This window comes from Avibacterium sp. 20-132, from assembly GCF_023611925.1.
Taxonomy (GTDB): domain Bacteria; phylum Pseudomonadota; class Gammaproteobacteria; order Enterobacterales; family Pasteurellaceae; genus Avibacterium.
This window is the reverse complement of record NZ_CP091456.1, coordinates 1,592,197-1,607,406: the sequence shown is the minus strand read 5'-3', so window position 1 is coordinate 1,607,406 and position 15,210 is coordinate 1,592,197. Positions and strand designations below refer to the sequence as shown.

Annotated in this window: 9 protein-coding genes; all 9 read left to right on the top strand. The window is 38.0% G+C overall.

The annotated features are described in order from the left end of the window. The first annotated feature begins 270 nt into the window (after positions 1–270). The 9 genes from L4F93_RS07645 to L4F93_RS07605 all read left to right on the top strand — a co-directional run bounded on the left by L4F93_RS07645 (position 271) and on the right by L4F93_RS07605 (position 15,124). A complete protein-coding gene (locus L4F93_RS07645; protein WP_250349732.1) occupies positions 271–2,016 on the top strand; it encodes a ShlB/FhaC/HecB family hemolysin secretion/activation protein in 1,746 nt (581 codons plus the stop codon). A gap of 33 nt (positions 2,017–2,049) precedes the next feature. Next, a complete protein-coding gene (locus L4F93_RS07640) occupies positions 2,050–8,988 on the top strand; it encodes a two-partner secretion domain-containing protein (RefSeq protein ID WP_250349731.1) in 6,939 nt (2,312 codons plus the stop codon). A gap of 1 nt (position 8,989) precedes the next feature. Then, positions 8,990–9,340, top strand: coding sequence for a hypothetical protein (locus tag L4F93_RS07635; protein WP_250349730.1), 351 nt, complete (start codon positions 8,990–8,992; stop codon positions 9,338–9,340). A gap of 88 nt (positions 9,341–9,428) precedes the next feature. After that, positions 9,429–9,935, top strand: coding sequence for a hypothetical protein (locus L4F93_RS07630; protein ID WP_250349729.1), 507 nt, complete (start codon positions 9,429–9,431; stop codon positions 9,933–9,935). Between the two features lie 314 nt (positions 9,936–10,249). Then, a complete protein-coding gene (locus L4F93_RS07625; RefSeq protein WP_250349728.1) occupies positions 10,250–10,471 on the top strand; it encodes a hypothetical protein in 222 nt (73 codons plus the stop codon). Positions 10,472–10,618: 147 nt separating this feature from the next. Further along, on the top strand, positions 10,619–10,804 hold the full coding sequence (locus L4F93_RS07620; protein WP_250349727.1) for a hypothetical protein: 186 nt from the start codon (positions 10,619–10,621) through the stop codon (positions 10,802–10,804). A gap of 308 nt (positions 10,805–11,112) precedes the next feature. Further along, complete coding sequence (locus L4F93_RS07615) at positions 11,113–12,804, top strand: hypothetical protein (protein ID WP_250349726.1); 1,692 nt, start codon at positions 11,113–11,115, stop codon at positions 12,802–12,804. Between the two features lie 440 nt (positions 12,805–13,244). Further along, entirely contained in the window at positions 13,245–14,870 is a 1,626-nt protein-coding gene (locus tag L4F93_RS07610) for a hypothetical protein (protein WP_250349725.1), read from the top strand. Next, positions 14,870–15,124, top strand: coding sequence for a hypothetical protein (locus L4F93_RS07605; RefSeq protein WP_250349724.1), 255 nt, complete (start codon positions 14,870–14,872; stop codon positions 15,122–15,124). Before L4F93_RS07610 ends, L4F93_RS07605 begins: the two co-directional genes overlap by 1 nt. Positions 15,125–15,210 lie beyond the last annotated feature (86 nt).

The window sequence follows — 15,210 nt, the reverse complement described above, 5'->3', positions numbered from 1 at the left end:
ACAGAGATATTCCGCAATATGAAACTCTCCCAAGCTCCAAGATGAAAAAATAGTATTGTTATCCATTAAATGTCGTCCTTGGACGCTTGCTACAATATATTGAAAAAAAAAGATTACTGTGGAAAATAGCCATTCTCGAATAACCAACTATATAGTCTCTGACTTGAGCAACGCTACCCACTTCACTTTTTATTCACTTTTAAACTATTTAAAATTAAAATATAATTTATTCTTGATTTTTACGGTTTCTTCACTTTTGCAGGGCTAGCTATGAAAAAAACAGCGATATTGATTTGGTTTTGTAGTTTCTCATCATTATTATCTGCGGTAGAACGACTTTCTCCAGAATTAAATCATATTGATGCCCAACAGCAACAACGCCAAAAGGAGCAAATCCAACAACAAAGCAAACGCCTTCGCCCTAATCCTGATGTGAGAATGTCAATTTCTTCAGAAAAACCTACCGCACTTCCATTTAATGAATCCCCTTGTTATCCTATTCAACATCTTTCTCTAGTCGATTACTTTTCCGATAACATCGTAAAACCGAGCCAATTTCAATGGGCATTAAATCAAACCATTGCCCAATTAAATCTCAAATTACCGCATTGCTTCGGGGCTCAAGGATTAGGGATTTTGATGAAGCAAGTGCAAAATAATCTGATTGAGCGAGGCTATATCACAACCAGAGTGGTGGCAAGCGAACAAGATTTAACGCAAGGCATATTTTCTTTAACCGTTATTCCTGGGCAAGTTCGCCATACCATTATTGCGGATGCAAGCAGAATTCCTTGGTTTAGTAAACTGACAGCGAAGACCGCATTGGCATTTAAGCAGGGAGATTTAATTAATCTCCGCGATATTGAGCAATCATTAGAAAATCTCAAGCGTGTGCCAACGGCTGATGCAAATATCGAAATTCTTCCCACCGATAATAACGCTCAAATTGGTGAAAGCGATATTAAAATCACCTATCAACAGCAGTTTCCATTCCGATTGAGCCTCAATTTAGATGATTCTGGTTCAAAATCCACGGGGAAATGGCAAGGCTCTGCTACCTTTTCGTGGGATAATCTTTTTTCTGCTAATGATTTATTTTATACCACCTTCACACATAGCTTAAAACATCATAGTGATGATCCCGGTCGCCGAGCAACAAGAAACTATGGCTTCTATTATTCTGTTCCTTTTGGTTATTGGATGCTCTCTGCCTCACTTTATAAAACGGATTACCATCAAGATGTTTTTGGGGCGTTTGATAATACTTACCTCTATGCGGGGCGTAGCGAAACAACTAATTTGAATCTTGCCTATCGGCTTTATCGTGATGCCGTGCGTAAAACCACTCTTTCTGGTGGCTTTTGGTCTCGCCACTCGAAAAACTACATTGATGGGGCTGAAATTGGGGTTCAACGTCGTCGAATGGCTGGTTGGCAAATCAATCTTAGCCATATTGAATATATTAAAGCGGCAACACTGAAACTGTCTGCAGGATTTAAATGGGGAACAGGTGTACGCCACGCAATGGCAGCCCCAGAAGAATATTGGGGAAACGGTACTTCTCGCCCTAAAATTATTACCGCCTCAGTGGACATTGATTATCCTTTCTATATCGAAAAGCAACTCCTAGCATTTAATACAAACTGGTCTGCTCAATGGAATAAAACCCCGCTTATTCAACAAGATAGATTCAGTATTGGGGGACGCTATACGGTACATGGATTTGATGGTGAGCTTACCTTATCAGGAGAACGCGGTTGGCTATGGCGTAATGAACTAAGTTGGAATGTGGCAAATAAAGGGCATTGGCTATATCTAGCGCTTGATGGCGGCCGAGTGATGGAGCGTGATGAAGAAATGCGTCTTGGTCATCATTTAATGGGGACGGCCCTCGGACTACGCGGAGGTTGGACGCACTTTTATTATGATGTTTTTATTGGACGTCCATTAAGCAAACCAAGTGGCTTTAAAACATCGCATAGCGTAACAGGCTTTAATATTGGCTTAACCTTTTAATTTAGTGTATTAGGCTTAAACGAGGATTTTCTTATGAATAAACATCACTTCCGAGTCATTTTTAGCAAAACGCTGCAACGTCTTATCGTGGTTTCAGAACTAGCGAAAACCGAAGGTAAAGCAAAAAGTGAAATGCCTCAAAAACAAAGTGCGGTACGTTTTTTGCCGATTTTTGCCACATTAAAACCACTGACATTCCATTTATTCTGTGCTTTTGGTTTTGTTGCTATTTCCTCTTATGCCTTGGCTGATACACTTATCATCAAAGCCGATCCTAATGCCCCTAAAAATCAACAACCCATTGTGTTGCAAACTGCGAATGGATTGCCACAAGTCAATATTCAAACTCCAAATAGCAAAGGGCTTTCCCATAATAAATACCAAGATTTTAACGTAGATAAAAAAGGGGCGATTCTTAATAACAGCCACAAGGCCACACAAACTCAACAAGCTGGATTAATACAAGGCAACCCCTACCTTGCTCGTGGTGAAGCCAAAGTGATTCTCAATGAAATCACCTCCACAAATCCAAGCGAACTGAAGGGTTATCTTGAAGTGGCAGGGAAAAAAGCAGAAGTAATTATCGCCAACCCAAATGGGCTACACTGCGATGGTTGTGGTACGATTAACGCCACCCGTTCCACAATGACCACCGGCAAACCGATAATTGAAGAGGGACGTGTAACAGGTTTTCAGGTCGAAAAAGGCAAAATGAAAGTCAGCGGTCGGGGCTTAGATAACAGCCGTGTAGATTATACAGATATCCTTGCTCGAGAAGCAGAAATCAATGCGGGCATTTGGGCAGGCAAAAAGCTCAATGTGGTAACAGGAAAAAACACCATCAAACAAGCAGAACTTGCCAATGCTGACGGTGAATTACAAATTATCCGCATAGATAGCCAAAATCTCAGTGAAAATACACCGCACTTTGCCTTAGATGTGAGTGAACTTGGCGGTATGTATGCAGGAAAAATTCATCTTGTCGGCACAGAACAAGGGCTAGGCGTGCGTAATGCAGGGCATATTGGGGCGAGTGCAGATAATGTACAAATTGATATTAATGGCAAACTCATTAACAAGGGGGATATTAACGCCAAACAACAAATTAACGCTGATGTGCAGGACGGAATTGAAAATAGTGGCGTATTACACGCTGAACATAACCAACAGCTAAAGGCAAAACATATTAAGAATCAAGGAACAATTTATGCCAAATCCAATATTCAGCTACAAGCGCAAACCGATATAACCAACCATGGTAAATTACTTACTGAGGCACATCTTACAAGCCAAAGTAAGACAGTCAATAATCAAGGTGGCATAATTCAAGCGAAATCGGCTCAAATCATTGCGACAGAATCCGTTAATAATACCAAGATAAATGATAAAGGATCGCTTATCCAAACCAATAATACATTGAGTATTAAAACTAAACAGCTTAGCAATCAAAATACAAAAGCGGATATAGATAAAAATGTTGAACAAGGCATTATTGCAGGTATATTTGAGCTTGATGCCAATAGGCTTGAAAACCAAAATGGGGCGATGTATGGATTACAAAATATTCAGCTAAACCTTACTGAGCGTCTAGATAATCAGCAAGGCGAAATCCTCTCTCTTGGTGAGTTACAAATTCAAGGCGATAAGCATAATATCAATAATCAACAAGGTAAAATCGCAAGCAGAAGTAATTTAGCGATTGATGCCAATACATTAGAATCTGAAGGGGATATTGAAAGTGACCGCAATGCGCGTATTCATCTCAAACAAGATTTAACGCTTAATAATGCGTTTAAAGTGAGTGGTGATTTAGATTTTCAAACGCTGGGCAATTTTATAAATAACGCAGTGCTTCGTGTAGGAGAGAAACTACGCATACAGGCGCATAATATCAATAATAACAAGGATAGTGAGCTATCTGGTAAAAACACCCAAATTCTCAGTAATGAAATCATTAATCGAGGATTAATTGATGGTGAAAAAACTTTGCTAAAAAGCACCGCACTTTCTAATTTAGGATCTGGACGGATTTATGGCAATCATTTAGTTATTGAGACACAGCAGCTCACCAATGACAAGGAAAACAACATTTCCCCAACCATTGCGGCACGGACACGTTTAGATTTGGCAGTTGGCTCACTTATCAATCGTGATCATGCGTTAATTTTTAGTGCGGGCGAAATGGGCATTGGTAGTCAACTTAATGAGCAGCATCAGGCTATCGGCAAAGCGACATTAATTGATAATGGCAGTGCAACCATTGAAGCCTTAGGTGATGCTTACATACATACCGCACGCCTGCAAAATCACGATTTACATTTAAAATTAGGGGAAAATCATACGGATGAACGGCGAGTTGAATATGCCCCCAAAAATGCGTCTCGACGCTATGTTTTGATGGATAAAGATGGCTATCACGGACGATTTGATTTAAGAAATAATAGTAGGAGCGATAAAAATTCATATTTAAGGCTGAATAATGGTACAACCATTGGGGCTAATGGTTGGATACATTGGAACTATAATCGACATACCATTACTACCATTATTGAAGAACGTGATCCCGCAAAAATTTTGATTGGGGGTAAGCTTCATTTATCAGGCAATGAGCTTGAAAATAATGCCTCAACCTTATCTATCGGCAGTCGATTATTATTGGGTGATAGCACCTTTGCTAATAACAATCAAAATGATGATTTACATTCAGATGATGGAATGATACTTAAAAACATTGATATTAAAGGCACGATTGATGTTAATGATAAAGGGCTATGGAATAGCTTTGCCAAACATTACCGTAGATATGGCTGGAAAGGTAAAAAGCGTTGGGCAGTTGATGGTGATGGTGAAGGAAATTTTAATGACATTCACCCAACCATTCACTTCTCTTTCAATAAAGTAGAAAATACCATTGGTCAGCCAATTGTCAGCACCAATACACAAATTTCAGATCAAGCAGATGCGATTGCACCAAACCAAATTAATGGCATCACCATTCATTTACCAGAACAAAGTCTATATCAAATCAACCCTGATGCCCCTAATGGCTATTTAGTGGAAACCGATCCTCGTTTTACTGACCGTAAACAATGGCTCAGCTCTGATTATATGTTTAACGTATTGCGTTACGATCACGAAAATGTACAGAAACGATTAGGTGATGGTTATTATGAACAACGCTTGGTAAACGAACAAATTAATCAACTTACTGGACGACGCTTTTTAGACAATCACCAAACGGATTATGAACAATACAAAGCCTTAATGGATAGCGGTATTTATTATGCCAAAAAATTTAATCTTATCCCCGGTGTAGGATTAACGGCGGATCAAATGGCAGAGCTAACCTCAGATATGGTATGGTTTGTGAATAAAGAAATCACCCTACCAAGTGGCAAAAAGCTGACTGTTCTCACGCCACAAGTTTACCTTGTTTCCCGTAACCTTAATGTGAGTTCACAAGGGGCGTTAATTTCAGCAAGAGAAATTGTAGGAAGCCTCAATGGTGATATTACCAACACGGGAACCATTGCCGGGCGAAATCTGACTGCACTTTCAGCCAAAAATATCAATAACCAAGGGCTTGTTTTGGGGGATTCCGTTAATTTATTTACAGAACAAAAATTAGTCAACCTGGGCGATAAAATTGAAGCATTAAGTCGTGCTACATTAGTTGGCAAAACAGGGGTTGAAATCGCAAGTACAACAAGTAGTCGAGCCTATCAAGATAGGTTTGGTAATGAATTTGAGCGCACTAATTTAGATAATCTCGCCAGCATTAATGTCAAAGATAAAACTGGCAAATTGTTTATTTACAGCCCGCAAGGCGTTACCACTAAAGGTGCTGTACTCAATAGTGCAGGTGAAATGCTTGTTCAAGCCAAACAGATTGATATTGGCACCATCACTACAAAAAATAAAACGGATTACAATGCGGATGCGGATAATTACTATCGTCTAAATCAACAACAAGAAGTAGGCTCTCAACTGAATGGAGGAGGCAATATCACCCTTGCAAGTGAACAGGGCACTGTCGTTCACCAAGGAGAAATCCATAGCGAAAAAGGTGATGTTAATCTTTCCTCAAACGGCGATATTCGCATTGAAGAAGGACGCAATAAAGAGCAACTTTCTTCTGCTGCCAAAGTAAAACATCGTGGAACCTTACAATCCATTACTCACATCACCAAACACGATCATAATTACGATTTAGCTCAAGGCTCAAGCATAGATGGTAAGAATGTGATATTACAAAGCAATGCTAACCTGACCGTTCAAGGCTCAAATATTGTGGCAGAAAATCAGCTAGATGCTCAAGCTAAGGACATTACCATCAAAGAAGCGGAAAATCGTGTCTTTGAACAAGATTTTGAGAAAACCACGAAATCAGGCTTAATGGGTTCGGGGGGATTTGGTTTTACCGTAGGAAGCAAAAAAGACACCACAGAAAATGACCAAATGAAATATTATGCCACAGGCAGTCAAGTGGGAAGCCTAAAAGGAAACACGACTCTACTCGCCCAAGAACATTATCGTCAACAAGGTAGTACGGTCTCTTCCCTTGAGGGTGATGTGAATATCGGTTCGAAAAAAGTCGATATTTTGGCAACCGATGACAAATATGACAGCCATTATAAACATACCATGGAACAAAAAGGCTTCACCATTGCGGTAAATATTCCTGTGGTGCAAGCAGTGCAAAATGCCATTGCTGTAGCGGAACAAGCTAAACAAATAGGTGAAAGCAAACATAGCCGAGTGAATGCGATGGCAACGGCTAATACCGCTTGGAGTGCCTATCGAGCAGGGCAAGGCTTAATGAAGGCGGGGCAAACCTTAAGCGAAATGGCGAATGGCAATCTGGCTCAAGGGGCGATGAATGCCAGCGTATCTATTACCTATGGCGAGCAAAAAAATGTGCAAACCACCGATACCCAAGGCAACAGTACAACGGGCAGTGAGATTAATGCGGGCGGAAAAGTGACTATCCAAGCCACCGGGGCAGGCAAAGAATCAGACATTAACATTGTAGGTTCTGATGTATCGGGCAAACAAGGTACCTCCTTCCTTGCTGAAGATGAAGTGAATTTTCTCGCAGCCAAACAAACCCACCAAGAACGCAGCAAAAATAAATCCAGTGGGTTTAATGCAGGTGTAGCGGTCAGTTATGGCTCAGATGGCTTTGCCTTTGGGATTACCGCAGGCGGTAATTATGGCAAAGGCTACGGCAATGGCGATGAAACAACGTGGCGAACGAGTCATATTGGCGATAAAAATAGCCAAACGCTCATTCAAAGCGGTGGGGACACTACCCTTCGTGGCGCTCAAGTACAAGGCAAAGGCATTACTGCAAAGGTTGAAAATCTTAACATTGAAAGCCTGCAAGATACGATGCGTTATACGGGCAAACAGATGAATATGAGTGGTCAAGTAACTGTTGGTTATGGTTTCTCTGGTTCCGCTAGTTTCAACCAATCTAAAATGAAAGCCGATTATGCCAGTGTGCAAGAACAATCAGGGTTATTTGCTGGTGATGAGGGTTATCAAATTGATGTACGGAATCATACGGATTTGAAAGGTGGTTTAATCACTTCCACCGCACAGGGGGAAGCAGAGGGTAAAAACCGTTTTGAAACGGGGACACTCTCCTATTCTGATATTCAAAACCATGCAGATTCGAAAGGAAGTGCTTTTGGCGTGAGCGGCTCGGTCGCGATGAATTTTGATACGCCGTTAGGTGAATATGGTCAAGCACAAAGCAATAAACAAGCCGTCAATGAACAAGGCGAGAAGTTATATATTGACAGTCAGGGTAATCAAACCACTGCAAGCCGAGATAGTTCAGGGAAAGAGAATAAAGTCAAATTAGCAGAAGGATTAGATTCCCTCACAGGTAATCTCTCTGCTGGTTTTGGTTATGATAAAGAAACTCAATCCAGCGTAACAAAAAGTGGCATTAATACAGTGAATATTCATTTCCGTGATGAAAAAGCACAGCAATCACTGACAGGAAAATCTACAGCGGAAACGTTGAAAGAAATCAAAACAGAGATTACTACAGAGAATGCTGAACAACATTCAGGCAAATTAGCCAATCATTTTGATAAAGAAAAAATGCTCAAAGAGCTAAACATTCAAGTAAAAGTAACAAAGGAATTTAGACAAAATGCCTTTTCAACCATAGATGCTTATGTTCTTCCAAAGCAAGCTGAGTTAAGAAAACAAGTTAAAGAGGCAAAAACAGAAGAAGAAAAGACCGCACTTTATAATGAGATTTATAAACTCCAATACCAAAAGCGATTACTTGAAACAGTTGTAGGTATAGTTTCAGGCACACCTGAGATAGCCATAACGCAAGGCACCTTGCAATTAGCAGCAACAAAAATGCGAGAAGAGACCTTAGCCAACTCACGAAAATTTAAAGGCATTATTGACGCTAAAACGGGTAAGAAAATCAGCAATGTTTCTTATGATAGCGGGTATTTTGATGGCGTGAAGTTAGGTGGGGTTAGGGTTGATTTGGACGCAATTTGTAATAGTACAGTAGGAACCTGCCAACCCCAAAATGATGGGTCTAGAATATTTTATGGTATTAATGGTTATACTCTACAAGATGCAATTAATCCTGATATAAATCAAAACGAAAATATTAAAAATTTATATGGCCCTACAGGTGGTTTTCAAGCAATTGAAGGGGGATGGTATTTACCATTTAATATAACTATTCCATATAAAATAGGAAGTTTCTCAGATAAATTAGTAGAGTCTTTCTCTGGTACACATGACATGTTAGGAGGTCAAATTTGGGGCTGGTATAACGAGCAAGGTAATACTTTATCTAAAAATAGCTTTCAAGAAAAAACTTCTCAAATTACTACGTCTATTGCTATTCCAGTTTCAGCTCCTTTCGCAATGGCAGATTTAATGTCATCTGACTTTGTAGAACTTTTATTTAAATTGGGTGGAAATTAAGATGAAAAAAATATTGCTGTTACTTAGCTTCTTTTGTTTATCTGGGTGTATATATAATGGTCGTTGTTGGGTTCCATTAATTCAGACTGTTGCTTATCATCATTGCGGAGAAAAGAAAACGCCTTATCCCATTATTGCTGGATATCAAAAGAAGAATAGTATAGGGCATACAGATCCTAAGCAACGCTCAAAAGATATTAGAGCTTGTGGATCTGATGATACATTATTTGATTTTTCTTCAGGATATAAAGAGTTTCGGAAATGTTTAGCAGTAAAAGGCTATATTTATATAGAACCCAAAGATTGTGGTTATCAAGAACCTAAGTGGAGTACTGGAAAATGTAATTTTTAGATAAAATGAATGACAAATATCTGTGAGGTGTATTGCCTTAAGCAATTCCCAAAAGCTCAATCAAGACTTGTATAGACAAGCACAACAATTGGGTTATCAAGTTGATACCAATAACCATGGTCGAGGTAGTTTAACAGCAAGTATCTCTTTGCGAGATATGAATATTTGGAAAGGTGAAACGAATATCCCAATCCGAAAATCTCGCTTTTATGGCACAGCAACCAATGTTGAAGCCTATGCAAATCAGCTAAAACGCAATGGATATAGCTATACAACTAAAGATGGCAAAACTTATCAAAGCGGTGCCTATTCTGCCGTACATAAAGCAGATTTTGTAGGAAATAAATTACTACTAGGCTTAGTGGGAAGTAATGAAGTTACAGGTGGAAATTGCTGGATTTATTATTCACATAGTAGTTATTTTGCGGAAGTGCCTAGTAAATATTTAATCGCAACTAAAAATAAAAATGAAAAACGAGTAGAGTATGAAAATATTTGGGGAGAATATAATGGAATAAACAATATGTCTCAGCCTAAATTAGTTCCTTCAAACAAAATAAAAAATAGAGAGTTATATGAAAAAAATGCTTATTAATGTCATCTTATCTTTCTTATTGATAGGATGTTATCCTTGTCGTCTTTTTGATTGGAATTGTAATCATATTGATGAAGGGTATTCTAAAAGAATTGACTTATGTCTTATCTCTCAAAGAGAGAAGGCTAAAATATATTTGAAAGATAAATATACAGATAAAGTAGATAGTTATATTTTCAGCAAATGCATTAAAAACACCAATTATAAATTTGAACACAGCTCTAAATATTTAAATTATTACAATTAACATTTCTACAACATATTTCTCCATATATAAAGCATATTTTGTAAGAAATAAATGGGGATTAGGCTTAGTGGGAAGTAATGATGTAACAGGAGGAAATTACTGGATTTGTTATTCACATAGTAGTTATTTTGCGGAATTTCCAAATGGACAAACGGAGATAGAAAAAAGGGAGATCTTTATAAAAACTTGGGGAGAACCAAACTCGAAATATGATAATCCTTCCAAACCAAAATTAGTTAAACCAATAAATAACCAAGAGAATTATTTATATGATAAAAATCCATTTTAAACTAATAAAAGCAAAAGAATTATATGGTGAAACAGGTGGTTTTCAAGCAATTGAAGGGGATGGTATTTTAATGGAGAACCTCTTTTTGAATATAAACCTGGCAGTATTTCAGATTTATCTGTTGAGTCTTTTGCGGGTACACACGATATGTTGGGAGGTCAAATTTGGGGCTGGTACAATGAGTTGGGAAATACATCACAGAAAACAAAGGGACAAGAAGTTTTATCAAATATTACAACTGTAGCTGCTCTCCCTATTTCTGCACCATTTGCCATGGCAGATTTGATGTCATCCGATTTTGTTGAAACATTAATGAAAATTGGAGGGCAATAAAGTGAGAGTTCTATTTCTTATTATATGCAGTAGTGTATTATCAAATTGCTTTTATTATGATGGATGTATTTATTCCCCTCAGATGGTTAACTGCTATATAGAAAAAGGGGAAGTATTTCCATCCATATCTCGTTATCAGAAACCGTATAGTTTAGGAAGAACTGATAGTAATCAACGTTGGAAAGATGTAATTTCTTGTGGTGGTAAATATTGGGATTATGATCAAAGAAGTGTTCCTCTCAAGAAACGAAAAGAATTTTATTATTGTATGCTGGGTAAAGGATATATTCATCTTTCTCCAGCACAATGTGGTTATCAAAATCCTAAATGGGATAAAGGGGTTTGTAATTTGTAAGAAATTTAATATAAGCAAAAACTTTGCCCCAGTCGCCGCACAAGGTATTGCTTGGGCTTCAGAACAATTAGGTGCGGTACAAAATTATGAAGTTTTATCTGCCCGCAAATCGCAGGTTGAAAAGGCGTTATCTAACAGCACCAATCCTGAAGAACGTGCGAAACTACAAGGTGAACTCACCCAATTAACCGATTATCTTAACGAAAACCAAACCCGCTACAACCTTTGGAAAGAAGGCGGTGCAGGCAGAGCGGCATTACACGCTGCCGCAGGTGGGTTATTAACGGGGAATGTAACTGGTGCCGCTGCGGCTGGCACCACCTCTCTTGCTGCACCAGTTATTGAAAATCTGGGTGAAAAAGCGGAAGAGAAATTTGGCAAAGCTGGCAAACTGGTGGTAAACGCCACAGCTGGCTTAGCCATTGGAGCGGCTGTGGGTAATGGCAATGTGGGTGCGATGAGTGCAGCAGCGAATACGGATTGGAATAACAGACAGCTGCATCCAGATGAAATGAAACGAATTAAGGAATTATCACAAGGTGATAAAGAAAAAGAGCAACGTTTAACGATTGCGGCTTGTGCCTTAGTTCATTGTTCTGCTCAGTTATCAGAAGAAAATCCAATCTATGAAGAACAAGCCAAAAATTTAGAAAAACTCGGTAGTAGTGAGGCTTATGCGGAAGAAAGAGCCTTATTAAAACAGCAAAAAGTTCTCAAAGAAATGGTAGTTGGTTTACCACCGTCAGATGAAACAATGTCTGTACCCCATTCGTTATTTACTTACGGTATGAGTGATAAATTGCTTGATAAAACTTCAAAAACTAATGAAACCTATGGTGTGAGTACACGAATTGGCGGAGCTTTGCAAGCAACTGGTGGTGCGTTAATTAGTGCTAGTTCAACTGCCTCAGCAATTACAGCTTGTGCAGGCAGTTCAGGGCTAGCTTGTGGAGGTGCTGCGGCATTAGGCGCAATCGGTACATCATATGGTGTTGACCAAGCAAATGCTGGAGTAAACAGTCTATTAACAGGGAGAAACTATTCTACCTATGGTTCGAAATTATTAAGCCAGATGACAGGAATCTCTCCTGAGACAGCAGAAGCGGTTTATGGCTTACCATTAATGTGGCATGGCGGGAATGCGTTGAGAACGGGGAGTAATGTGATCTCTCATTCTGCTTCTGGGCTAAAAAATAGTGAAATATTGACAAAGGGTATTAATGGTGCAAGAAGTACATTAAATTCAGTCAGTAAATGGGCAGCTGCACATCCAAATGCCACAGAAGCTATTGTAGGCGGGACAGTATCCACAGGGTTTGATATTTACAATGGTAATGCTACGCCTGAAGGAACCGCAATGAATTATATATATTCGAGAGCTTTAGCTGGAAAAAGTTTGAGTACACAATTATCTTTAGGAACAATGTATCAAGGCATTGTATCCGCAAATGATAGTAGTAAAACAGATCAAGAAATAGTTTCTGACATATTAAAAAAAGATGCTGGAACAATAGTAGCTTATAAAGCCGTAAGCATAGGGAATGCTGGGGGAAAAGCAAAACTCCCTATCCTACTAGGAAGTTCACTACTTGGTGGAGTTATAGAGAATACTGATTTATATAAAGAAAACAAGGACAAAAAATAATGTTTAACTTCATAAAGAGCTATATAAAACCATTTTTTATTTTACGTCTACTTTTATACTTCATTAATTATTATTTATTTTCTTTTGAAGATAATTGATTATTTATTTAATAATTCATTTTTTTGATGTAAATATATTTTATAGAGCAATCCCAAAAGCTATATTTTTGACTTTTGCATATCTAATTCTTGGCAAATTATGGTCTTTTTTGGGGTTAGCAAAGAAAAATAATAAAGAATAATGAGGATAAAAAATAAGATTACAATTGATAATCTTGGCACATCAGTTTATTTACTGAATATTTACGCAGCTATAAATAATGTGACTAAAATAACTGGAAAAGTATCAACAAAATTTGATATCTACAATAAATGAATGTAAGCGGTCAAGTCACTGTTGGTTATGGCTTCTCTGACTCAGCCAGCTTCAACCGTTCAAAAATGAACGCCGATTATGCCAGTGTGCAAGAGCAATCAGGGATTTTTGCGGGCGATGAAGGTTATCAAATTGATGTGCGTAAGCACACGGATTTAACTGGGGGATTAATTACCTCTACCGCACAAGCGGAAACAGAGGGTAAAAACCGTTTTGAAACAGGCACACTCTCCTATTCTGATATTCAAAACTATAGCAATTATTCAGCAAAAGGTTTTGGTTTAAGCGGTGGTGTAACCATTAGTGGTGGTGATTCACCAAAAGAAATTGGTGGGATGAAACTTCGACAAATTGGGCAAAATGCTCAAGATGGTTCTGCGAAAGTGGAATATAGCGGTATCGCAGGTGTTGGAAGCCAAGGAAATTGGGGAATCACCAAAGGCATTACCTCTGCACTGTTAGGTCAAGTGAAAGATAAAGGAAGTGAAACGGGTATAACAACCAGTTCAATCAATACCACTAATCTCACCATTCGCAATCGTGATGCGCAACAAAAACTAACAGGAAAAACCATTGAAGAAAGTTTACAAAACCTTCCTAGAATCAACCTTCATCAAGGTGTTGAAAAAGCCGATGTTGAAACTATTCGCTCAGATTTAGAGCGAGATTTAAATACAGCAACAGAGTTTGTCAATAATGTAAATAATCAAGGTGATGAAATCTACTATCGAATAGAGAAAAATGAGCAAAATATCTATATAAAACATAAAAAAGAAGAGAATTGCCAAAACATTGAATGCATTAATATATCCGAAGTGAATGTTAATCAGCTCACTGTACCAGAAACTAAAGAGGAAGCAGAGTTATTAGCTCGTCTTTATGTTCACGGTATAATGAACATGTCTGATGAGGATAGAACAATAGGTGCAATTCAATATGGCGGAAAGGAATATTTAAATAATGATGCTTTAATTGTGAGAAAACCCTATTCTTCATTTCCAGCAGAATTAGTTTATACTGTATTTGAACGAGTAAGAGGAGGATTGGATATGCCAAGTATTTTTGGTGCATCAAATGCAAGTCGAGACCAAGTTAAAATTTGGGGATTATTAGAGGAATATAATCGTCAGAACCCAACGAATCAAGTAGATTTATTTTCTGTCAATCATAGTTTAGGCGCTTCAAGTACAAAAAATGCCATGAATTGGGCGAAGCATGAAGGAATGTCTTTCAAAAATACAACATTAAATGCGTATGTCGTAGGAACCTCTTATCCAATAACGAATAATACTTTAGGTGCTACTCTATCAGGTGGTTTATATGATAAAGGCTATACTGAAACGGCAGCAGGTTTATTCAGAGATGGAAGTGTGGAATATGCTTCTGCACCGAGAGATATTGTTGCCACGGGAATTAATTTACCATTTGTGCCAGGGAGTCTAAGTATTGGGATAGGGAATACAAATACTACAGCAAATAATAGTACAGGGATTCCACTTTGGGGTATGTTAACGGGGCATCATACTAAGGCATATTACCGGGATAAGGAGTCAATAAAATTTATTTCTCCCCAAAAATCTGAAGAAATAATAAATTATCAGAAAAATATTTGGGAGAAAGTAGGGCCCCAAATAAAACGTATAAATTTTAATGGGGAAATTTTTCTTAATAATGAAGAGGATAAAAAGTAATGAAAAAAACTATCTTTTTGTTTTCTTTGTTATTATCCGGATGCTATTTAGCTAACGGGTCTCCTGACCCACTCAATTACTGGGTTAAAGATGGAGAAAAAATACCATATAAATATTTTAAAAGTTGTGATGATTTTTCAAAAACACAAATGGGAAATCATTATTTCTATTTGGAAAATAAATTTTATAATTCAACTTCTGATAAAAGAGAAGATGGTGAGTTTATGGAGCTTTATAGAAAAAAAATGCTTTAGTTGATCAATGCCTATACGATATTGGCTATCGGTTTAGACCACCTTTAAAATGGTGTTTAGCTCAAGATGGAGATAATACTAAAACT